Raw genomic sequence first — 21787 nt, forward strand, 5'->3', positions numbered from 1 at the left:
CTATTCCACTCACGGATGAACGGCATCTGACGGTCCGCCGTACAGAAAACTGCCAGCTTTACTGCAGGTTTACTCGAGGTGCGGCGGCTGAGGTGGGAGAGCCCACCGACGAAAGGCTGAAAGTATGGGATCGTCCGCGCCCGAACCGGAAGCGTCCGGATACCTGAAGACCGCCAGCGCGCTGCACGCGTTCAACAGATACGAGATCAAGTACCTCGCCCACGAGTCGGACGTTCCACGCCTTCGCGAAGCGCTCTCGGGGCACATGGCGTCCGACGAATTCTCGCCGGTGGGCGGATACCCTGTGACCAGCTTGTACTACGACACCCAGAATCTGCGCTTCTACTGGGAGAAGATCGAGGGCCTGAAGTTTCGCCGCAAACTGCGGGTGCGGCTGTACGGGCCTCCCGCGGAGGCCACCGGGGAGACCCCCGTCTACGTGGAGATCAAGCAGCGCGTCAATCGGGTCACGCAGAAACGCCGGATCCAGCTGCGTTACTCGCATGCCATGCGGTTGTGCGACGCACGACAGCCGATCGACCACGACGTCTCGGCCGGGCCGTTCGTGAACGAGGTGACGACGCTCGTCGGCAACCTCGACCTGTGCCCGACCGTCACCACCGGGTACCTGCGTGAAGCGTTCGTCGGTACGGGGGCCGATCTGGGCCTGCGCGTCACGATCGACCATCGGGTGCACGGTCGCGACCGCGACTTCCACTTCGCGGCGCCGGCGGAAAACCGCTTCATCATTCCGCCGCACCTGTGCATCGTCGAGATCAAGGCCAACGAGCGGGTGCCCTACTGGGTCACCGATCTCACTGCGCGACTGGACATGTCGGTGGTCCGGGTCTCGAAGTACTGCCAGAGCGTGGAGGCCTTCGGGCTTGCGCCCCGATCCCGCATGCACATCCCCGACGAGCTCTTCCCGGCCCCGGCCGACCGTGGCCGCACCCCCGCGAAAACAGGAACCCTGTCATGAATTTCGATCTCCAGGATCTCAGTGGAGCGTTCTCGACGTTCGACATCGTCGTCTCGCTCGCGTTGTCGTTCGTGTTGTCGGCGATCATCGGATACGTCTATCGCCTGACGCACAAGAACGTCTCCTACAGCCAGTCCTACGTCCAGACCCTCGTAATGGTCGGCATGGTGATCACCCTGATCATGCTGGTGGTGGGTTCCAACATCGCCCGCGCGTTCGCGCTCGTCGGCGCGCTGTCGGTGGTGCGATTCCGCAACGCGATCAAGGAGACTCGCGACGTCGGGTTCATCTTCCTGGTGATGGCCATCGGCATGACGACGGGCACCCGGTTCTACGTGCTGGCCGTCGCCGCCACCGTCGCGATCTGCCTCGTGCTCGTCCTGATGAGCCGGTTCGACATGTTCAAGCTGGACGTGCAGCGGCAGGTGGTGAAGGTGCAGGTTCCGCCCGAGTCGGGCTACACCGCCCTCGTGGAGGACGTGCTGATCGACTACACGAAGGAGTTCGAGTTGGTGAGCACGGAATCGGTGCGGTCGGGTGCGCTCACCGAGCTGTACTACACGGCGCAGCTGAAGCCGGGCCGTAAACCGGCGGAACTCATCTCGGCGCTCAGTGGGGTCAACACCGGCCAGCGGGTCACCGTTCTCACCGGTTACGACCAAACCGACATCTGATGCGCCGCAGACTCGTTCACCGGCTGCCGATCCCGGTCCGCCGGCACTGGAAGATCCTCGCCGGCTTCCTCGCGTTCGTGGCGGTGACGGTCGGCGTGTTCGGTCAGGCGCGGGTGCGTCCATACATCACCGGTGACACGACGGTGATCGCCTCCCGCATCACCGAGAACGTCGCCGGGTCGGTCGATTTCTTCGACGCGGAGACCGCACACGACGTGAGCATCGAGTTCTCGCAATCCGATTACGACGACATGATCGCCGCCTACCGGGACGAGGGCGAGAAGAAGTGGATCACCGCAGACATCACGATCGACGGCACCCTCGTCACGGACGTCGGGGTGCGGCTGAAGGGCAACTCGACCCTGATGGGGCTCCGCGGCACCGGCGGTCCCGGCGGCGGGAAACGCGGTATCCCGGAAGAAATAAAACCTCCGGTGGGAACGGCGATGCCGGAGGGCAGGGGCGAAGGCGGGCCGGGCGGCATGGTCACGCTGTCGGCCGAGGACCCGGCGTCGCTGCCGCTGCTGATCAGCTTCGACAAGTACGTGGCGGGGCGGGCGTACCAGGGGATGACACAGCTGTCGGTCCGGCCGGGTTCGCCCGTGCTGAACGAGGCGGTGTCACTGTCGTCGACCGCCGAATCCGGCCAGCCCACCCAGCGATACGCCTACACCACGTACTCCGTGAACGGGTCGCCGACGCAGACCCGGCTCGTTCTCGAGCACCCGGACGAGGGGTATGCGAACTCGTTGTTCGACAGCGACGGCGTCCTCTACAAGGCCGACGCCAACTCGAGTTTCACGTATCAGGGTGACGACCAGACCACCTACGCGGAGCAATTCGACCAGATCAACGCGGAAGGCGCGCAGGATCTGCAGCCGATCATCTCGTTACTGAAATGGCTGGACGATGCGTCCGACGAGCAGTTCGACGCCGAACTCGCCGACCGGGTGGACGTCGAATCCTTCGCCCGGTACGTCGCGACCCAGAATCTGCTGGTCAACAGCGACGACATGGCGGGCCCGGGCAAGAACTACTACCTCTGGTACGACCTCGAGACGAAGAAGATCTCCGTCGTGTCCTGGGATCTCAACCTCGCGCTGAGCGGCAACAGTGATGCGGGCCCGCACGACTCGATCGGGATGGGCGGCGGAGCCGGGCCGGGCGGTGCAGATCCAGGCGGCGCCGGGCCCGGTGGTGGCATGCCCGGCGGAGGTGGCGGGAACGCGCTGAAGGAGCGGTTCCTGGCCTCGGAGGCGTTCACGAGCGTCTACGAGGACGCGTACCGCGATCTCTACCGGCAACTGTTCGGCAGTGGCCGGGCGGTCGAGATCCTCGACGAGATCACGCGGGCCGTACCGCTGTCCGACGGGCTCGGCGCCGAGAAACTCACATCGGAAGTCGAGACCCTGCGTGCGCGGTTGCAGGCCCGCGCGGACGCGCTGGCCGCGAACGAGGTGATCGTCGCCGGGTAGAGGTCTCAGAGAATCCTCAGAATCGTCACAATCTGCCGCTACGAATGCCACCTATCCTCACCGGAATGACCTCTGAGCGCGCACGGAACTCCGCGAATCACGCCCGAACCGAGTCGACGCGAAAGGTCCTCACTTCGCGGCGCGTCGCCGCGGCCGCCCTGGCCGGCTCGGTGCTGGCGTCCGCGGGGGGACTCGGTTACCTGTTCCTCGGTGACAGCGCGGCAGACAGCCGGACCGTGGCGATCGTCAACACCGACGCCGGCGCGACCGTGGACGGAAAACCGGTGCGTGCGAGCGACACCCTGATCGACAAGCTCGAGGCGAACGAGGCCTTCGACTGGCAGGTGGTCGACGCGGACGCGGCGACGGGCGGCGACTGGTTCGCCACGGTGACCGTGCCCGAGGACTTCAGCGAGGCGGTGTCCTCGGTGTGGGGCGCGAAGCCGCGGCAGGCGACCCTCGACCTCGACGTCGCAGGTTCCGACACCGGTGCGTCCGAGGAACTCTCCGGAGTGGTGTCCTCCCAGATCGGCGCGGACGGCATCACGGATCTGCTGGCGGACATGTCCTCGTCGCGGACGCGGTTCCAGCAGGCGGGAATGACGGCCGGGTTCCTCGCAGCCGGGACGGCCGCGGCGGACGATGCGGCGCAACAGCTCACGGAGGGGGCCGACACTCTGCTCCCGTATCTCGAGACGGCGCGTTCCGGCTCGGTGCAACTGCTGGGCGTCGCCGACCAGGTGGCGGGCGTGGTCGACCAGACGTCGGGGACGGCCAACGATCTCGCGGACCGGTTGAGCGCGCTGGGACTGACGCTGGGCGAGGCGAACGACAGCGCCACCCGGATGCGTACCAGAATCGACGAGGCGATCCGCGTTCTCGACGCCACTCCCGTTGCATCGGACGTGGTCCCGTCGCTCCGTCAGGTCAGTGCCGACCTCGGTCTGTTCTCCTCGCAGCTGGGTTCGGTGCCCGGTCTGCTGGGCGGAGGCGTCGGCCCCGACACGGATCTGGGCGAACTCGTCCGTGTCGCGATGGGTCAGCTGACCGACGCCAGCAATCAGCTGAGCAGCGGGGCGCAGCAACTGAACGACGGCATCGTCCCGATCGCCGATCAGGCACCGGAGATGCTCGAAGGCGCCACCTCGCAGATCGTCGACGGGTTCGCAAAGCTGAAGACGTTGTCCGGGCAGCTGTCCGCCGACCTCAACAACGGTGTCGCGGCGATGCCGGTGCGCACGGCCGCTCAGCAGAACCAGTTGGCGACGGTGCTCGCCGAACCGGTTGCGGTGACCCGCACGCTGTCCGCGTCGTCGCCGGTCTTGACCGCCGAGCACCTCGCCGTTGGGTTCGGGATCACGACGGTGCTGCTGGCGGGCGCCGTGGTGTGGATGGGTTTGCGGCGCAGGGCCTGACCGTCAGCGGGCGTCCTGGATACGACGCCACGGCGTGGCCTGCTCGAGCTCGAACGCCAGCTCGAGCAGAGTCCGCTCGTCGCCGTGGTCGGCGGAGAAGTGCGACGCCAGCGGCAGGCCGCGGGACGTCTCGTGCATCGGCAGCGAGATGGCCGGTCCGCCCGACGCGTTGTTCAACGGCGTGAACGCCGTGTAGGCGATCAGCTTGTCGAACAACTCCTCGAAACTCTGTGTCGGCGAAAGATATCCGAGCTCCGGCGTCGTGTGGGCCAGGGTGGGCGACAGGATCACGTCGTACTTCTGGAAGATCTGCGCGTATTCACGGTACGTGCGCCGCAACCGGTAGAGCACCCGGGGAGTCTTCGCGATGTTCTTGCGGTACATCGCGGCGAGTCCGCGCGTCAGATTGTCCGTGGCGTCGCGGTCGAAGTCCGGTCCGAGCATCCGCTTGCCGTTGCTGGAGATGACGAACGACAGGAACCCCCAGTAGATGCAGAAGTCCTCGACGAACGAGGAGTTCACCGGCATCGGGCACTCCTCGACGTGATGCCCGAGGTCCGCCAGCAGATCGGCGGTCGCGTGGACCGACTTGCGGGTCTCGTCGTCCGTGCGGGACACGGTGACCGAGTCGACCACCACCCCGACCTTCAGCCGGGTGCTGCTCGGCCCCTCGACCAACCGGATGGGTGGCAGTGCCGGATTGCGGTAGTAGCGTTCGGCGGCCGCCATCCACCGTGCGGTGTCCCGCACCGAGCGGGTGACGGCGCCCTGCGCGATGATCCGGATCGGCAGCGTCTTGTCCATGGCGTCGGGGACCGTCCGCCCACGGGACGGTTTCAGGCCGACGAGCCCACACGCGGCCGCGGGTATGCGGATGGATCCGCCACCGTCGTTGGCGTGCGCGATCGGCACGACGCCCGAAGCGACGAGTGCGGCCGAACCACCCGAGGACGCTCCCGGCGAGAACGCGAGATTCCACGGATTGTGCACGGCCTCGGCGTCCATGAACTCGGTGGACGCGCTGAACCCGAACTCGGGGAGCCGGCTCTTCCCCAGCGAGAGAACACCTGTGGACAGGTACTGCGTGACGAAGTCGCTGTCGACCCGGGCGGGCTGCGCGGCGAAGGCGACGCTGCCGTGCTGCGTGGGCAGGCCGGCGACGTCGACGTTGTCCTTGACGACGGTCGGCACTCCCGCGAAGACACCCTCGTGCGGGCGGTCCGCCTCCGTCAGAGCACGGTCGAAGTCGGCGAACGCCAGGGCGTTCAGGGCGGGTCCGACCGACTCGGCGCGTGCGATCGCCGCCTCTGTTACCTCGCGGACCGACACCTCCCCGGCGGCGATCCGTGCCGCGAGGCCGGTGGCGTCGAGGTCGCCGAGCGCGTCGTCACGGAAGGCGTGGACGACGGTGTCGTCCCGGGCGGGGTTGCTGAACTCGGTCACTTCCGAAGCCTATTGGACGCTCGGCCTGCTCGGATGGAATTCCGGACCCGAAACGAGCACAAGCGCACAGAAGCGCCGATGACGGCGTTCTGTGCGCTCGGGAACGAGGAGTGTGACTAGCCGATGAGGCCGGCACCCTGGGTGCGGGCACGGTCGAAGCGCTCCTGTGCGTCCGCCCAGTTCACGATGTTCCACCAAGCCTTGACGTAGTCCGGCTTCACGTTCTGGTAGTCGAGGTAGAAGGCGTGCTCCCACATGTCGAGCATGACGACGGGAATGATCGCGGCGGTGATGTTGCCGTGCTGGTCCGTCATCTGCTCGATCACCAGGCGCTGGCCGATGGTGTCGTAGCCGAGCAGAGCCCATCCGGAGCCCTGGATGGTGGTAGCGACACCGGTGAAGTGGGCCTGGAACTTGTCGAAGGACCCGAACTGGTCGTCGATGGCGGCAGCCAGGTCGCCGGTGGGCTTGTCGCCGCCGTTCGGGGACAGGTTCTTCCAGAAGATGGAGTGGTTGGTGTGGCCACCGAGGTTGAAGGCGAGGTTGCGGGAGAGAAGGAGCGCCTTGTCGGCGATCGTGCCGTCCTCACGGGCCTCGGCCATCTTCTCGAGGGCGGTGTTGGCGGCCTTCACGTAGGTCGCGTGGTGCTTGTCGTGGTGCAGTTCCATGATCTTGCCGGAGATGTGCGGCTCGAGAGCTGCGTAGTCGTAGGGGAGTTCCGGCAGCGTGTATTCAGACACGAGGGTCCCTTCTTTGTGGGCGTGCGAGCCCTGATTCTTCCGGGTGCAGACTTCGTGTGATCACGCGTCACACACCCGCCTTCTCTAAACCGTTCTCGGGTATATACCCAATCTCATTGGTACACCCTCCGCAACACCGGGTCTCCCGGGGGCAATTCCCGCACAGGAAAGTTCGGGCACCCGAAAAAAGGCTGTCGCGGTGACACTGGATGTCGTGAGAATTCGTCCGAGCGGTGAACGGCACCTTAAGCTGACGCGATGCCTTCGCTGATACCTGTTGCAGATTCGCACGCGGCCGCGCCGCGTGTGGAGCTCACGGGCGCGAACCTGCTCCGCTTTTTCGCAGTTCTGGCCGTGATCTACTCGCACATTTCGTTCTATCTGATCGACGACCTCGGAACCGGATGGTGGTTCATCGACGTCGTCTACCAAATCCTCATTGAGCGGGGCGGTCTCAACCAGCATCTGTCCTTTCTCGGGGTCGCCGTCTTCATGATGCTGACCGGGGTGTTGATCACCCGTTCGGCCATTCGTCATGAGCCCGGACAATTTCTGGTCAACCGGCTCGGACGAATCCTGCCCGCATTCTGGGTGGCCGTTCTCGCCGCGATCGTGCTGGTCCGCCTCGGCATCAACGGCATGTTCAGCGGCCAGGACGGGGTGTCGAATGTCGACGCCGCCCTGAGTTTCGTGCTCGGCGGTTTCTTCCTCAAACCCGAAGTGGCGGTTCTCGGGGTCACGTGGACCCTCGCCGTGCAGATCTTCTTCTACTTCGCCTGCGTGGCCGCGCGCCCCGTTCTGCGCACCCTGCCCATCGCGATGCCGATGGCCGGTGCCGCGCTCTGCGCGCTGATCCTGCTCTACAACTTGTACGCGCCGCAGCCGTACACGGTCCCGATGCTCTCCAAGATCGCCGCGACGCTGCCCGCCGTGTTCCTCGGGCAGATCATCTACCTCGGCTGGGCACGGCTCGCGGACTGCCGGTGGGTCGTCGTCGCCGGTCTGGCCCAGGTCGAGGTCATCCGCCTCGCCACCGACTTCCGCGTGTACTGGGCGGGCGATCACTACCTCTGGACGTTCGCCGTCGTCACCGCGTGCGTCGTGCTGGTGGGCCGATACGACGGTCCCGCGGCGCACTGGGCCGTCGTGCGCTGGACCGCGACGCGCAGTTACGCGATCTACCTCGTCCACACGCTGATCCTCTACCGCGTGTACGAGCACACGGTCGGCTCGTTCGGCGAGACCGGGGCGGTGATCGCATTCCTCGTGGTGACGGCGCTGGTGTCGGAGGCGCTGTACCGGTGGGTGGAGGTCCCCGCCACGGGGTGGGTGACCGCGCGCGTCGAGCGGATGCGGGCGCACTCGGCGCTCGCCCAGGAGACCACTCCGGCACCGCGCGTACCATCGAATCATGTCTTGGTACGACGAGCTTCTGGGTCGAGCAGCCGCTAAATCCGTGATGGTCACCGCCGAGGATGCCCTCCCCGGTCGCAGTCAGCCGATTCCCGTTCCGGCGATGCACTTCGTCAACGGTCACCCCCTGCAACCCCCGTTCCCCGAGGGCATGCAGACGGCGGTGCTGGGCATGGGATGTTTCTGGGGCGCGGAGAAGGAGTTCTGGCAACTCGACGGCGTCTACACCACCGCGGTGGGATACGCCGGCGGCTACACGCCCAACCCCACCTACGAGGAGACGTGCTCCGGTCGCACCGGACACACCGAGGTCGTGCTCGTGGTCTTCGATCCGAAGGTGATCTCGTACGCCGAGATCCTCAAGGAGTTCTGGGAGAACCACGACCCCACGCAGGGCATGCGTCAGGGCAACGACCAGGGAACGCAGTACCGTTCGGCCATCTACACGATCGACGAACAGCAGGTGGAGATCGCCGAGGCCACCGGTGAGGCGTTCGAGAAGAGGCTCGCCGAAGCCGGATACGGGGCGATCACCACGGAGATCGCCCCGCTCACGCAGTTCTACTACGCCGAGGACTACCACCAGCAGTACCTCGCGAAGAACCCCGGCGGTTACTGCCCAGTGCACGCCACCGGCGTCAGCTGCCCGGTCGGGCTGCTGAAGCAGGACGAGGTGCCGGCGCAGACCGACATCCTGCCGCCCTCGTAGCCCCCGGTCTCAACCGCGGGTCGCGGACCACGTGAGCACCGCGGACGCCGCGATGGCGCTGACGGTGCGCACGTGGTTCCACCCGGTCCATCCCGACACGTAGTCGCGCCAGTACGCCGCCGAGTCGGCCGCGGTGGGATCGATCGCGTCCAGCGCGTTGTTGTGAGGCACGTGGTAGACGACGGTCAGGGCGATTCCCACGAGATACAGCACGCAGGCGATTACCGCGTAGACGGCCGAACCGTCGTGCCGCACCACGCTGACGACCGCGAGCACGATCGATGTCAGTGCGGTGCCGAACAACGCGGTCATGAACCAGAAGTTCGGCGCCTCGCGGTTGATCGCCTGCATCGCCGCGATGCCCTGGGCCGGCTCCAGCCGACCGAGTCCGGTCATGATGAACGTGGAGAACGCGAACATCACGCCGCCCACCACGCCGGCGCCCACCGCCGTGACGATCGTCAGATAGCGCTCCATGGTCAGACCCTCCAGACACCGGCAGCTGCTGCGGCGTGGACATAGTCGGTGAAGTCGCGGGGCGCGCGCCCCAGAGCGCGTTCCACCCCGTCGGTGAGTGATGCGTTGCGCCCGTCCAGCACTTCGTCGAACAGGTAGGTGAGCAGGCCGATCGCGTCGGACGGTACCCCCTGCCCGGCCAGGGCCGTCGAATACTCTTCCGAAGTGATTGGTGTGTACCGGATTTCGCGACCCGTTGCCTCCGCGATCTCGGCGACGGCGTCACCGAACGACAACACCCGCGGTCCGGTCAGTTCATAGAGTTCGCCGGCGTGGCCCTCCCCGGTCAGTGCGGCGACGCCAATCTCGGCGAGATCGTCGGCGTCGACGAAGGGTTCGAGCACGCGCTCATCGACGGGCAGTGCGAGGTCGCCCGCGAGCAGTGAGTCGAGCATGAAACTCTCGCTGAAATTCTGGCTGAACCAACTGGACCGCAGGATCGTCCACTCCGCTCCCGCCTTGCGGATCGCGAGTTCGCTGCGCTCGGCCTCGGTTTCGCCGCGACCGGAGAGCAGGACGAGTCGCCGGGCGCCGTTCGCGACGGCCAGGCCCGCGAACTCCTCGACGACCTCCGCCGCTCCCGGCACCGCGAGATCCGGGTAGTAGGCGATGTACACCGAGGTGATTCCGTCCAGCGCCGGCCGCCACGTGTCCCTGTTCTCCCAGTCGAACGGGGGGCGGCCGGAGCGGGAGCCGCCCCGAGCGGGTACGTCCGCGGCGGCGAGCCGGGCGAGGACGCGGCTGCCGACCTTGCCGGTGCCGGTGAGGACGAGTGTGTGCGGTGTCGTTGTCATGTCTTTCAGTCAAGACGGCGACCTCGAGACTTTCCATGGTTGAAACGCGCTGATCCATACGCGAGCGTCTACGCTGGATGTGTGGATCCCCTCGCCGGTCTCATCAGTGGTCCCCGCGCCGCAGGCGCGTTCGTGCTCCGCTCGATCATGGAACCGCCGTGGTCGCTGCAGATCGACGACCACGCGCCGCTCAGCCTCGTCGCGATGGGCCGGGGTGAAGCGTGGATCCTCCCGCACACCGGCGAGCCGGTGCAGCTCACCGAGGGTGACGTCGCGATCGTCCGCGGACCCGAGCGGTACGTCGTCGCCGACCATCCGGACACCCCGCCGCACGTGATCATCAACCCCGACCAGAGCTGCACGACGCTCCGCGGGGAACCGCTCGCCGAGGCGATGGACCTCGGGGTGCGCACCTGGGGAAACAGTGCGGACGGCCGCACGGTGATGCTGACCGGGACGTACCAGACCCCGGGCGAGATCAGCATGCGACTGCTGACCGCGCTCCCGGAACTCGTCGTGCAGCGCCGCGCCGACTGGGACTCGCGGCTGGTCACCCTCATGCACGACGAAGTGGTGCGGGACGAACCCGGACAGGAAGCGGTGCTCGACCGTCTGCTCGACCTGCTGCTGATCGCGGTGCTGCGCGCCTGGTTCGCGCGGCCGGCGGCCGAGGCGCCGTCGTGGGTGCGGGCGCAGAGCGACCCGGTGGTCGGCAAGGCAATGCGCATCCTGCAGAACAACCCCTCCCGCCAGTGGACCGTGCAGTCGCTCGCCGCGGAAACCGGCCTGTCGCGGGCTGCCCTCGCGCGACGGTTCACGGACCTCGTCGGCGAACCGCCCATGACTTTCCTCGCCGGCTGGCGGCTGTCCCTGGCCGCGGATCTGCTCCGCGAACCCGACGCCACGGTCTCGTCGGTGGCCCAGCGGGTGGGGTACGGGAGCGGATTCGCGCTGAGTGCGGCGTTCAAACGCGTGCGCGGAGTGAGCCCCAAGGAGCATCGTGAGATGGCGGGGAGCAGATGAGTGTATTACGGCACAGTGCCCAAAGACACACCGGATCGACTTGATCTTGTTTGCCTTGCGTACGACCCTGGATGGTAGGGAATTGTCGGCGAGAGGACCGGATCCGGAATGTGGAACAACTCTCCAGCACGGGGGCTGCGTCAGCGGTCGGCCCGTCAGCGGCACAACCCGCTACTCCGGCGCTCGGACCGGATCGAGAACATGCTCACCCTCGCCGTCGTGGTGCTCGCGTTCGCGATGCTGCCCCTGGCCATCCTCGTGGGCGCCCGGACCATCGACAGTCAGCTGACGCTGGCGGAGAAGCAGGTCGCGGACTACCGCACCGTCTCCGCCACCACGCTCGCCGACTCCACCGGCGTGTCCGTCACCTCCGACGTCGCACCGTCGGGCGTCGACACCGCCCCCGCCAAGTGGACGTGGGGTAACGAAACGCGCCACGCCGACATCACCGTCGACCCCGCGACGCCTTCAGGAACGAAGGAAGACGTCTGGGTCAACGCCGACGGCAACCTCACCACCGAACCGATGTCGCCGTCCGCGGCACGAGTGGCCGGCGTGATCGCCGGGATGTTCACCTGGTTCGCGGTGATGATGATCGCGCTGTCCGGCTTCCTCATCTGCCGGGCCTCCCTGAACCGCGCGCGCGACGCGCAGTGGGACCGCGACCTCCGCCAGTTCCTGGATTCGACCACCCGGCACTGAGCCCGCTCAGCTGATCGAGCCCCTCAACTCGACCGCCTGCTGCGCAGCCGTCGTGGTGACGGCGATGTCGGCGACAGGGTAGACATGGAACTCGAAGAAAGGTCCGAATTTCGACGGGCCGTCCAAGACGTCGTTCGGGTCGTCCGCCTCGACGAAGGCAAATCCCCCGGTTCCGTCCAGGCGACCGAGGAAATGATGGAAGGTCGCCCCTTCCGCCGGCGTCCATCTCGCGAACACTTCCAGGCTCCGCCGCGCAGCTTCCTCGTTCTCGGCGGCGGACCCACCATTCACGGCCGTTCCGGTCGTACTTCGAGCATTCCACCGGTGGAAAGGCGTGGCTCACCGTCACGGGATCCGTCAACGCCGAGCCGGGCTACGAGCAGACCACCGCGGTGCTCAACGGGTTCTCCGAGGTGGTGCTCGACGTGTTCGGCCCGGACATCGGCGGCCACGCCCGGACGGCGATCGGGGTGGCCGCGCTGCCCCTCGATCTTCCGGTCGTCGTGGCCGCCGAACTCGAGCTTGCCTAGCTCAGTTGCGGAACGACCTCACTGGCGACCAGTTCCAGGTGGTCGAGGTCGCCGAGATCGAGGGTCTGCAGGTAGATCCGCTGCGACCCCGCCTCGGCGTAGCGGCCGATCTTGTCGACGAGCTCGGCGGGCGACCCGGCGAGTCCGTTCTCCCGCAGCTCGCTCACCTCGCGTCCGATGCTCGTGGCGCGTTTCGCGATCTCCTCCTCGGTACGCCCGCAGCACAGGACGAGCGCGTTGGAGTACACCAACTCGGTGGGGTCGCGATCGATCGCCTTGCACGCGAGCCGGACCCGTTCGATCACGTCCCGCGTCTCGTCGACGGACTGGAACGGGACGTTGAACTCGTCCGCGTACTTCGCGGCCAGCGCGGGAGTCTTCTTCTTGCCGGTGCCGCCGATCAGGACGGGCGGACCCTGCGGCTGCCGCGGCTTCGGAAGTGCGGGCGAATCCTTGACCGTCACGTGCGTCCCGTCGTAGGAGAACGTCTCACCGAGCGGAGTGCGCCACAGCCCCGTGATCACGGCGAGGGACTCCTCTAGCCGCTCGAACCGCTCCTTCAACGGCGGGAACGGAATGCCGTACGCCTGGTGCTCCTCCTCGTACCAGCCGGCGCCGATGCCGAGGTCGACGCGGCCACCGCTCATCTGATCGACCTGCGCCACCGAGATCGCCAGCGGTCCGGGATAGCGGAACGTCGCGGACGTGACGAGGGTGCCGAGACGGATCGTGGACGTCTCGCGGGCGAGACCCGCCAGCGTGATCCACGCATCGGTCGGTCCGGGAAGCCCCTCGGTGTTCATGGCGAGGTAGTGATCCGACCGGAAGAACGCGCCGTAGCCGAAACGTTCGGCGGCCTGCGCCACCGCCAGAAGATCGTCGTAGGTGGCACCCTGCTGGGGTTCGGTAAAGATTCGCAACTCCATGTGAACCACTCTGCCCGATCCGTGATCGGTACGCTGATTTCATGGCCAAGATCCCACTGAACCTGCCGAAACCGCTGGCCGACAAGCTGCCCGACGCGTTCGGAGGCTCCGGCGCCGGCGTGGTGCCGGTGGTGCGACTGCAGGGGATGATCGCGTCCGGCGGAGCGGGGTTCGGGCGGGCGCTGAGCGCGGAATCCGTCGAGGAACCGTTGCGACGCGCGTTCACCACGCACGGTGCCAAAGCGGTGGCGCTGTTGATCAACAGCCCCGGCGGGTCGCCGACGCAGAGCGAATACATCGCCGCCCGCATCCGTCAGCTCGCCACCGAACACGAACTGCCCGTGCTCGCGTTCTGCGAGGACGTCGTCGCGTCCGGCGGCTACTGGCTGGCCTGCGCGGCCGACGAGATCTACGCGACCGCCACGTCGGTGGTCGGCTCCGTCGGTGTCATCTCGGCGGGCTTCGGGTTCTCCGAACTGATCGACCGGCTGGGCATCGAACGGCGGCTGCACTCGGCCGGCGAGGCGAAGGCCCGCCTCGACCCGTTCTTCGCCGAGAAGTCCGAGGACGTGCAGTGGCTCGAACAGATCCAGGAAGGCATCCACGACGAGTTTCGCGACTGGGTGGTCGGCCGCCGGGGGGACAAGCTGAAGGCGGACGGGGCCGAGCTGTTCAACGGCGACGTCTGGCTGGGACGCCGCGCCGTCGAACTCGGCATCGTGGACGGGATCGGAACACTGCGCGAGGTGGTGGAGAAGCGGTTCCCCGACGCCACCCTCGAGATGACCGGGCCGCGCCGCTCCCTCTTCGCGAAGCTCGGGCTGCCCGCTGCGAGCTGGGACGACGTGGCCGCCGCGATCGTCGGCGCGGCCGGTGCCCGCGTCGCCTGGTCGCGGTACGGGCGGTAACTACTTCGGCACGACGACCCCGACCGGGCCCGCGCCGATACACAGCGACAGGTCCGGGGTCAGGGTGCTCACCCGCACGCTCTGCCCGCCGCCGGTGAGTCGCACGAACACCGAATTCGGGCCGCGGTGCACCGGCACCCGCACCGGGCTGCCGACCTCCATGGCGACGGCGATCTCACCGTCCGCGGTGGCCATGTAGTTCAGCTGCGCAGTCCACTCCCAGCCGGTCAGCGGTCCGTCCAGGGGAAGCTGGACGAAACTGCGCTGGTCGACCAGGTGCCCGCAGTCCGGAACCGGTCCGGGATCGATCGCGCGCACCCACGTGACCTGGGCGTCGACCACCGAACCCGCGTCGTCGATCATCCGGAGGTCGGGGGTGCTGTCGGAGAACTCGGGGCGGTCGCGCAGCGGGGCGAAGACCCGGCTCACCAGGTTGTTCGGGTACGCCACCGGCAACAGCACCCAGATGGACGCAGGCTGCTGGAGGATCGGAGCGTCATCCCGTTCGGCGAGCGACGCACGCGCGGTCGCGAGGTACGCGGTGGTCGGGTTCTCCTCCCAACTGCGGGTGAACGTGTACGTCGACCACAGGCTGCTCGCGACGAACGCGACCACGGCGGCGACGGACACCAGCGGCCGCACCCGGACCGGGTCGGCGCGTCGGCGGGGTGCACGGGCGATCACCGCGACGGCGATCGCGAGGATCACCGCGGTGTCCGTGTAGTAGCGCAGCGTCTGCGCGAGTTCGTAGGTGGTGTCCGCGCCCCAGCGGGTGACGACCATCGCGGTCACCGACAGCAGAAAATACGCGGCCGTGAGGACCCACACCCAGCCGATGCGGCGCTTCGACCGGACCGTCGCGACGACCGCCGCGACGAGGACCACCCAGCCGACCACCTCCAGCGCCGTCGACGGGGAGGCCCACGGGGGACTCGGAATCCACCGATCCCACGTCCACGGCCCACCCACGAACGTGGGCAGCAGTCCGAGCGACGTGCCGTGGTGGAACAATTCGAACGCGCGCGACGCACCCGCCCATTCCCACTGTGAGGCGACGGTGGAGAAGTAGAACGCCGCCCACACCGCGAGCACCGCCGCCGACGGGAGCCAGAGGGCCGCGCCTCGCCGCAGCGTCGACCGCACCGGCCGCTCCCGCTCGCCGACGTGCGCGAGCAGAGCCACGGTCGCGAACGCCGCGAACGGGACCACGACGGACTTCTCGAAGAACAGCAGCGACGCGATCAGCACGAGCGTGCCCGACACCGCGTACCGCCGCCGCCCGGTGCGGCACAGTTCGAGGGCGTCGCGCGCCACCCAGGCCAGCGCGATCTGCAGGGGCAGTGCGTTGAGTGCCGCCGCCCACCAGGCGAACGCCGGGACGGTCAGCGGAGAGAACAGGTAGATCGCCAGCGGAACGAGCAGGACGGGTCGTGGACCGAGGATCGTGCGAAGTAACCGGAAGACCGCATACGACGCGACCGCCTGCAACGCGATCATCGTCAGCATCGGCAGGATCCACTGATACGGCGCCACCCGCGTCGCGATACCCGCCACCAGGAAGGCCCCGGGCATGAGATGACCGTCGTGGTCGTAGAGCAGCAGGTCGGCGGAGAGCAGCGGGAGGCTTCCACCGCGTCCGGCAAGGATCAGATCGTCCCAGTAGAAGTCGCTGCGGGCGGCCACCCACGTCCGCACGAGAAGTTGCACCACGACGAGGGCGGCGGCCACCTGGAGGACACGGGCGGGCCCGAGGTGCCACCGCGATCCGACGTCGTCCGTCATCGTTTTCCGAGATTACAGATCGGGTGGAACCAAACCGCGCCGGGCTGCGTCAGATCAAGTGTCGGGACATTTTCGCCCGGCACAGGTGGGGGAGACGACGGCCGGTCCGGAGTTCTCGGGTCGCTTCGCGGGCGATCCGAACTGGAGGGGTAATTCCGGGCCGAGCCGTCGGTCACCGAGTCCGGTTGTTCACCGAGCTGCGATGTCAAGTTCATCCACCGTTGTGGACCGTTCATCCGAAGCTGTCAACAATCGCGGATTCGCATGCGCTCTGACCTGTGTATGAGCACTACTCACACTATCCATAACTGTGTATGAACCTGTGGAAACTGTGGATAACTCGGCATTTCTCGTGGTGCAGCTCACACATTCTCCCCAAAAAGGACGATTCGGTCGTGGGCTGCCCGCATGCGCGGGGCGTGACAGAATCGGCAATGTGAAGTGGGTGCGGAGGGCATGAGCGTCGTCGTTCAGGTGTGCGCGCGATGCGCGGCTCGGTGGCCGGTCCTCGGCTCCCCGGCGCAGTGGTGCCCGCGTTGCCACGGCGTGCTGCTCGCCCCCGTCCGCACCGACCAGCACCAACCACCCGCGAGCCGGGGATTCCGCTGGATCGCGCGATCCCCGCTGCGCCGCAGCGGTCTCGCGGCCGAGGCGCCGACGGCCGGCCCCACCCCGCACTACACCGAGATCCCCCGCTGGGGACTCCACGATCACGTCGAATCACCCTCCGCGCGCCGCGACTGGCCGGAACTGCTCGCCGGCAAGACGGCCTCCTTCCTCACCCTCACCGCCGGTCTGTACGCCTTCGCCGTGATCGCCGAACTGGGCCGATACGCCGTCCTCCTCCGCAACCGGACCCGGCTGATCGATCCCACCCTGCTCGCCGTGTCCGACATCGCGGTGTTCCTCGGCCAGGCCGGCGGAATGCTCCTCGCACTGCTGTCGGGGATCGGCGGAGTGTGCTGGTTGCTGCGGATGCGGCGCCGCACGTTCGCCCGGGCCAAGACGTCCGACCCGCGCACCCCCACCGAGGTGATCGTCGGTTGCGCGGTGCCGGGCCTGAACCTGGTGATGCCGGGTGTGTACCTGCTCGAGGTGATCCGCCGCGACCCCCGCGCGGTCCTGCTGGTCCGCGCCTGGTGGAGCCTGTGGATCTTCGGGGCCGTGCTTGTCGTCTTCAACTGGTTCTGGCGCTCCAGGCCGGGTCTGCAGGCCATGGCGGACAGTGTCCTGCTGGCCGCCTTCACGGCGCTGGTCGCCTCCGCGACCGCCGTACTCGCACTGATGGTGCTCCGGCGGCTCGAGGGCCGGACACTGAAGGGGGCGAAGGAACCCGTCACCCGCTGGGTGATCGCCACCGGTCCGCCGCCGCCGCAGACGGACGCGGAGAAGCCCGCGGAGAAGACGTCCGAGGCCGGCGATCGGGAAGCCGTCGCGCCGTGAGCCCCGACCGGCGCGGACCCTTGGTGGTGGCGCACCGCGGCGCATCCGCGGCCATGCCGGAACACACGCTTGCCGCGTACGAGCTGGCGCTGGAAGAGGGCGCGGACGGGCTCGAATGCGACGTGCGGCTCACCCGGGACGGCCACCTCGTGTGCGTCCACGACCGCACCGTCGACCGGACGTCCACCGGAGCCGGCGTCGTCAGCGAGATGACCCTCGAGGAGCTGGCGGAGTTCAACTACGGCACGGAAGACGAGCCGGCCGAACTCCTCGAGCTGAGTGCGCTGATCGCGCTCACCCTGGACTGGTCGGCGCGCCCGGTGAAACTCTTCATCGAAACCAAGCATCCTGTGCGGTTCGGTGGCCTGGTCGAGAGCAAAGTGCTCGCCGAACTGCAACGCTTCGGCATCGCCGCACCGCCGTCCGCCGACCACTCCCGCGCGGTCGTGATGTCGTTCTCCGCCGGAGCGGTGTGGCGGATCCGCCGGTCGGCGCCGATGCTCCCGACCGTGCTGCTCGGAGAATCCGCCCGGTACCTCGGTGGGGGAGCCGCGACCACCGTCGGCGCCACCGCGGTCGGTCCGTCGGTGAAGACGCTGCACGAACACCCGGACATGGTCGACAAGGCCGCCGCGGCGGGACGCGCCACGTACTGCTGGACCGTCGACAACCGCAGCGACGTCGAACTGTGCCGCGAACTCGGGGTCAGCTGGGTGGCCACCAACCACCCCGGCCGCACCAAGAAGTGGCTGGCGTCCTGACCGGACCGGCGTCGGCGTGTAGGTTTTGGCGTCGTGGCAAAGAAGAGCAAGAGAAACAGTGGTCCGAAGCCCGGTAGTGCCCGCGCCGAGAAGCTCGCGCAGCGGCAGGCGGAACGGGAGAGCGCCGCAGCGGCAGTGACCCGGCCGTTCGAAGGCCTCGCCGCCGAATGCGATCTGGTGGCGCTGCGCGAGTTCGTCCCGTCGGCGACCGCCCCGCTGCCCGTCAAGGATTCGTCCCGTCCGGTGACGCTCGCGACCGTGCTGCCCGGTGCTGTCGCGGCGCTGGTGCGCGACGAGGGAGACAGTGCCACCGGGTTCGTCGGTGTGCAGGTCCAGGCGCATTCCGCGGATCTCGGCGCCGATCTGGCCGCGTCCGTCGCCTGGGTCCGTGACGCCGCAGCCGGCGAATCGCTGACCTCCGCCAACCCTGGATCCGAGACCCCGGCACTGGCCGACGTGATCGACGCGGACGCACAGCTCGACATCACCGTGCACCAGGATTTCAACTGGTGGATCCCCGAAGGCGTGGAGCCGGCCCCCGAGGTCGCGACCACCGTGCAGCACGCGAATGCGGCGATCATGCCGTCCGCGCGAGTCGAGGCCGAAGGCGTCGTCGCGGCGTGGTGGGTGGATGCGGGCGAGAAGGCGCACATCCGCTGGGTGCGCCCGGAGAACGAGGACGATCTGATGCTGGCCCTGGCGCGCGTGCATGCGACCGGCGGCCTGCACCTCGGTGAGGGCTCGCGCTACGCCGGGTCGTTCCGGACGCACGGTCTGCTGGTCCCGGTGTTCGACCTGGACCGCGAGAAGCACGCGAACGAGTGGGCCGCCGCGACCGTCGAACTCGGTCAGCGACTGGCCGAAGCACTCGCCGTCGACGCGCCGCTCACCACCGAGGAGCGACGCGCCCGCGACGGACTGCGTGGCCGTCAGGTCACGTTGCGTTAGGCCCTTCGGGCTCGTGCGCCTTTCTGGTTGCAACCACAACCAGAAAGGCGCACGGGCGGCGGAGCCGCCTAGATGGAACCGCCCGCTGCGTGCGGTGCCCCGGACGTGTCTGCGGGGCCGCTCATCTCGCGTGCGACGAACTCCTCCAGGTCGAACAGGTTGCTGCCCGCGCGGTCGGCGATGGTCAGCAGCGTCGTCATGCTGGCGACCTCTTCGACCTGCTCCTTGAGGAACCACTGCATGAACTGCTCGCCGAGGTAGTCGCCCTCCTCGCGGGCGGTGCTCGCCAATTGCACGATCTGCTCGGTGACCGTCTGCTCCTGCGTCAGGGCGAGGGCGATCGGCTCGCGTGCGTTCTCGAACTGGCCCTTCGCCGCGTCGACACCCGACAGTTCCACGGAGATGTCGCGGTCGAGGAAGTACTGGACGATCATCATGGCGTGGTTGCGCTCTTCGACGGCCTGCTTGTAGAAGTGCTTGGCCAACTGCGGCAGGTCCGCATTGTCGAAATAGATGGCAGTCGCGATGTACTGGTGTGACGCGTTGAATTCGTTGCGAATCTGATCGTGGAGCAGAGCGTGGAATTTCGTCTTGTGCGCGTCAGTGGAAGTCATGAAATGGATAATATCGCTGGTCAGAGCGGGTGTCATCCAAGTTGGACCTAAATTTGGAAAGCTTGCCCAAACTAAAGTCAACCTAATTTCGGGACCATTCTGATGTCATTTTCCTAACCTGAGCTGGCGGCGGATCCTCGGCGGGAACGCGGCAAACTACGTCGGCGGGGCCTCGCCCGTGTATAAAATTCACAGCGTTCCGACGGTGCGGAGGGGCAGGCACATGTTGAGACGATCCGGTGCGTGGCTAGCGTTGATTCTCGGTGCCCTTTTCCTGGGGGCGGCGATTCCGGCCCCGGCGCAGGCCGAACCGTTGTATCCGTGGCCGGATCCCGACCCCTTCTACCTCGCTCCGGCCGACCTCGGGGTCCTTCGTCCAGGCGATGTCGTCCGGACGCGCCGGATCGACACCTGGATGTACGCGAACTCGGACGGGTGGCAGATCGCGTTCCGGTCGACGAATTCGACGGGACATCCGATCCTGGCCGTCACCACGGTTCTGCTTCCCCGCGGTGTCGCGAATCCTCCGCTCGTGTCGTATCAGGCCATCGTGAATTCGCTCGGAACCAAATGTGCTCCGTCGCGGTCGTTGTTCAACCTGGAACTGCAGGAGTCGCCGGGCCTGTATCTGGGTCTGCAACGCGGCTGGGCGGTCTCGGTGCCCGACCATCTCGGCCCGACCGGCGCCTACGGTGCCGCGAAACTCGGCGGCATGATCACCCTCGACAGTGTCCGGGCGGTGCAGCGGGTGGCCGAACTGGGGTTGTCGCACAGCCCCGTAGCGCTGGCCGGATATTCAGGTGGAGGAATGGCCAGCGCGTGGGCCGCGGCGCTGGCCCCGAGTTATGCGCCGGAGCTGAAACTCGACGCGGTGGTGGCGGGTGGGATTCCGGCGGACCTCGAGCAGATGGCCCAGGGCCTGGGATTCAACCCGCACCCGGGGTTCGGGCTCGCTTTCGCTGCCGCGATCGGCTTGGAACGCGAATACCCGGAACAGCTACCGATTTCGTCGCAGCTGAACGCAACCGGACTGTGGCTGCGCGAGTGGATGTCGAACGAATGCCGCCGGTTCCTCCTGTTCCACGGCGCCTTTCGCAGCGCCGGACAGCTGGCCGCGTCGACCAGTCTCATGGCGAGTTCGGGCGCGCATCAGGTGTTGCGCGACAACAGCCTGCGGTACTTCGACGGTGTCCCGACCGCACCCCTCTACCTGTGGCACGGCACCCTCGACGGGCTGACACCGTTCGATTCGGTTGCCGAGACCGCGCACCGCTATTGCGCTGCCGGCGCCAGACTGACGTTCGTCCCGTACGAGATATCCGAGCACATGACGACGGCAGTGGTGGGCTTTCCGGACGCGTACGAATACGTGGCCGCGCGGTTCCGCGGCGAACCGGCGCCCACCCGCTGCTGACCCGGAAGGGTCAGACTCCGCCGCCCGCCCTCTTCGGTGCACCCGGCCGGACCGGCGAGTTCCCGCTCATCTCGCGGGCGATGAAATCCTCGATGTCGAACAGGTTGTCGCCGGCGCGTTCGACGATCGTGAGCAGGGTGTGCATGCTCGCGACCTCCTCGACCTGTTCCTCGAGGAACCACTGGATGAACCGCTCGCCGAGGTAGTCGCCGGTGTCGCGGGCCGTCCGGGCGAGCTTGGTGATCTGTTCCGTGACGACGCGTTCCCGTTCCACCGCCAGGGCGACGGGGGCGCGCACCGAATCGAAATCGGTGACTACGTCGTCGATGCCGGGGACGGTCACGTGGAGGTTGTTGTCGATCAGGTACTGGATCATCATCAGCGCGTGGCCACGCTCCTCGGCGGCCTGCGAATAGAAGCGGCGAGCCAGTTGCGGGAGATCGTGCGAGTCGAAATAGACGGCTACCGCGATGTACTGCTGGGATGCGGTGAACTCGTTGCGGATCTGCTGCAGCAGGAGGGCGTGGAACTCGGTGGGGGTCTTCGTCGCCGATTGAGACATGGGTGTCAGTTTACGG

The 21787-nt window shown here is 67.3% G+C and carries 22 protein-coding genes and 1 pseudogene; 14 read left to right on the forward strand and 9 right to left on the reverse strand.

Annotated features, from left to right (window positions below):
• Positions 1 to 124: 124 nt before the first annotated feature.
• The 4 genes from FND50_RS02300 (at position 125) to FND50_RS02315 (ending at position 4543) form a co-directional block, all read left to right on the forward strand.
• Positions 125 to 979 carry a polyphosphate polymerase domain-containing protein gene (locus FND50_RS02300; protein WP_144284629.1) on the forward strand — a complete coding sequence of 285 codons (855 nt, stop codon included), beginning with the start codon at positions 125 to 127 and terminating at the stop codon, positions 977 to 979.
• Positions 976 to 1653, forward strand: a complete 678-nt coding sequence (locus FND50_RS02305; RefSeq protein ID WP_144284630.1) for a DUF4956 domain-containing protein — start codon at positions 976 to 978, stop codon at positions 1651 to 1653. The genes FND50_RS02300 and FND50_RS02305 overlap by 4 nt, the downstream gene beginning before the upstream one ends.
• Positions 1653 to 3128: a CotH kinase family protein gene (locus FND50_RS02310; protein WP_144284631.1), complete on the forward strand. Its 1476-nt coding sequence runs from the start codon at positions 1653 to 1655 to the stop codon at positions 3126 to 3128. The genes FND50_RS02305 and FND50_RS02310 overlap by 1 nt, the downstream gene beginning before the upstream one ends.
• 65 nt (positions 3129 to 3193) lie before the next feature.
• Positions 3194 to 4543 carry a hypothetical protein gene (locus FND50_RS02315; RefSeq protein WP_144284632.1) on the forward strand — a complete coding sequence of 450 codons (1350 nt, stop codon included), beginning with the start codon at positions 3194 to 3196 and terminating at the stop codon, positions 4541 to 4543.
• 3 nt (positions 4544 to 4546) lie between these two features.
• Here the strand turns inward: FND50_RS02315 and FND50_RS02320 are convergent, their stop codons facing one another.
• Positions 4547 to 5986: an amidase gene (locus tag FND50_RS02320; RefSeq protein WP_144284633.1), complete on the reverse strand. Its 1440-nt coding sequence runs from the start codon at positions 5984 to 5986 to the stop codon at positions 4547 to 4549.
• Between the two features lie 116 nt (positions 5987 to 6102).
• Positions 6103 to 6726, reverse strand: coding sequence for a superoxide dismutase (locus FND50_RS02325; RefSeq protein WP_005260485.1), 624 nt, complete (start codon positions 6724 to 6726; stop codon positions 6103 to 6105).
• Positions 6727 to 6984: 258 nt separating this feature from the next.
• On the opposite strand from FND50_RS02325, the gene FND50_RS02335 reads away from it, so the two are divergent.
• Positions 6985 to 8178, forward strand: coding sequence for an acyltransferase (locus FND50_RS02335; protein WP_144284634.1), 1194 nt, complete (start codon positions 6985 to 6987; stop codon positions 8176 to 8178).
• Positions 8138 to 8848 (forward strand): peptide-methionine (S)-S-oxide reductase MsrA, encoded by a 711-nt coding sequence (gene msrA, locus FND50_RS02340; protein WP_095868420.1) that lies wholly within the window; start codon positions 8138 to 8140, stop codon positions 8846 to 8848. Before FND50_RS02335 ends, msrA begins: the two co-directional genes overlap by 41 nt.
• A gap of 9 nt (positions 8849 to 8857) precedes the next feature.
• Here msrA and FND50_RS02345 read toward each other — a convergent pair whose 3' ends face one another.
• Together FND50_RS02345 and FND50_RS02350 are read right to left on the reverse strand one after the other, a co-directional pair.
• Positions 8858 to 9325, reverse strand: a complete 468-nt coding sequence (locus FND50_RS02345) for a DUF1772 domain-containing protein (protein ID WP_005260482.1) — start codon at positions 9323 to 9325, stop codon at positions 8858 to 8860.
• A gap of 2 nt (positions 9326 to 9327) precedes the next feature.
• On the reverse strand, positions 9328 to 10158 hold the full coding sequence (locus tag FND50_RS02350; protein ID WP_144284635.1) for an NmrA family transcriptional regulator: 831 nt from the start codon (positions 10156 to 10158) through the stop codon (positions 9328 to 9330).
• Between the two features lie 81 nt (positions 10159 to 10239).
• Here FND50_RS02350 and FND50_RS02355 point away from each other — a divergent pair, with 81 nt between their 5' ends.
• Both FND50_RS02355 and FND50_RS02360 read left to right on the forward strand, forming a co-directional pair.
• Complete coding sequence (locus tag FND50_RS02355; RefSeq protein ID WP_144284636.1) at positions 10240 to 11181, forward strand: AraC family transcriptional regulator; 942 nt, start codon at positions 10240 to 10242, stop codon at positions 11179 to 11181.
• Positions 11182 to 11289: 108 nt separating this feature from the next.
• Positions 11290 to 11883, forward strand: coding sequence for a hypothetical protein (locus tag FND50_RS02360; protein ID WP_144284637.1), 594 nt, complete (start codon positions 11290 to 11292; stop codon positions 11881 to 11883).
• Between the two features lie 6 nt (positions 11884 to 11889).
• On the opposite strand, the gene FND50_RS02365 is transcribed toward FND50_RS02360, so the two are convergent.
• Complete coding sequence (locus tag FND50_RS02365; protein WP_144284638.1) at positions 11890 to 12174, reverse strand: DUF3303 domain-containing protein; 285 nt, start codon at positions 12172 to 12174, stop codon at positions 11890 to 11892.
• A 41-nt stretch (positions 12175 to 12215) separates the two neighbouring features.
• On the opposite strand from FND50_RS02365, the pseudogene FND50_RS02370 reads away from it, so the two are divergent.
• Positions 12216 to 12413: pseudogene (locus FND50_RS02370) on the forward strand (RidA family protein); the annotation flags it as partial.
• Here the strand turns inward: FND50_RS02370 and FND50_RS02375 are convergent.
• Positions 12410 to 13339, reverse strand: coding sequence for an LLM class F420-dependent oxidoreductase (locus FND50_RS02375; RefSeq protein ID WP_144284639.1), 930 nt, complete (start codon positions 13337 to 13339; stop codon positions 12410 to 12412). The pseudogene FND50_RS02370 and the gene FND50_RS02375 overlap by 4 nt on opposite strands.
• Positions 13340 to 13380: 41 nt before the next feature.
• Here FND50_RS02375 and FND50_RS02380 point away from each other — a divergent pair, with 41 nt between their 5' ends.
• The gene (locus tag FND50_RS02380; protein WP_005248879.1) at positions 13381 to 14247 is read left to right on the forward strand and encodes a S49 family peptidase; all 867 of its coding nucleotides are present in this window, start codon (positions 13381 to 13383) and stop codon (positions 14245 to 14247) included.
• Here FND50_RS02380 and FND50_RS02385 read toward each other — a convergent pair whose 3' ends face one another.
• Positions 14248 to 16029 (reverse strand): hypothetical protein, encoded by a 1782-nt coding sequence (locus FND50_RS02385; protein WP_144284640.1) that lies wholly within the window; start codon positions 16027 to 16029, stop codon positions 14248 to 14250.
• Positions 16030 to 16485: 456 nt separating this feature from the next.
• On the opposite strand from FND50_RS02385, the gene FND50_RS02395 reads away from it, so the two are divergent.
• Genes FND50_RS02395 through FND50_RS02405 form a run of 3 tightly spaced genes read left to right on the forward strand, consistent with a single transcriptional unit; the run spans position 16486 to position 19181 of the window.
• Positions 16486 to 17472 carry a DUF4328 domain-containing protein gene (locus FND50_RS02395; RefSeq protein WP_144284641.1) on the forward strand — a complete coding sequence of 329 codons (987 nt, stop codon included), beginning with the start codon at positions 16486 to 16488 and terminating at the stop codon, positions 17470 to 17472.
• Positions 17473 to 17525: 53 nt separating this feature from the next.
• Positions 17526 to 18233, forward strand: coding sequence for a glycerophosphodiester phosphodiesterase family protein (locus FND50_RS02400; protein WP_206033090.1), 708 nt, complete (start codon positions 17526 to 17528; stop codon positions 18231 to 18233).
• Positions 18234 to 18266: 33 nt separating this feature from the next.
• Positions 18267 to 19181: a DUF5926 family protein gene (locus FND50_RS02405; protein ID WP_007298297.1), complete on the forward strand. Its 915-nt coding sequence runs from the start codon at positions 18267 to 18269 to the stop codon at positions 19179 to 19181.
• A gap of 68 nt (positions 19182 to 19249) precedes the next feature.
• Here the strand turns inward: FND50_RS02405 and FND50_RS02410 are convergent, their stop codons facing one another.
• Positions 19250 to 19795 carry a ferritin gene (locus FND50_RS02410; protein ID WP_005260470.1) on the reverse strand — a complete coding sequence of 182 codons (546 nt, stop codon included), beginning with the start codon at positions 19793 to 19795 and terminating at the stop codon, positions 19250 to 19252.
• A gap of 223 nt (positions 19796 to 20018) precedes the next feature.
• Here FND50_RS02410 and FND50_RS02415 point away from each other — a divergent pair, with 223 nt between their 5' ends.
• Complete coding sequence (locus FND50_RS02415; protein ID WP_120659926.1) at positions 20019 to 21209, forward strand: lipase family protein; 1191 nt, start codon at positions 20019 to 20021, stop codon at positions 21207 to 21209.
• 10 nt (positions 21210 to 21219) lie between these two features.
• Here the strand turns inward: FND50_RS02415 and FND50_RS02420 are convergent, their stop codons facing one another.
• Entirely contained in the window at positions 21220 to 21771 is a 552-nt protein-coding gene (locus tag FND50_RS02420; protein ID WP_037204959.1) for a ferritin, read from the reverse strand.
• Positions 21772 to 21787 lie beyond the last annotated feature (16 nt).

Origin of the sequence: Rhodococcus sp. WB9, from assembly GCF_007558985.1 — a bacterium.
Taxonomy (GTDB): domain Bacteria; phylum Actinomycetota; class Actinomycetes; order Mycobacteriales; family Mycobacteriaceae; genus Rhodococcus_F; species Rhodococcus_F opacus.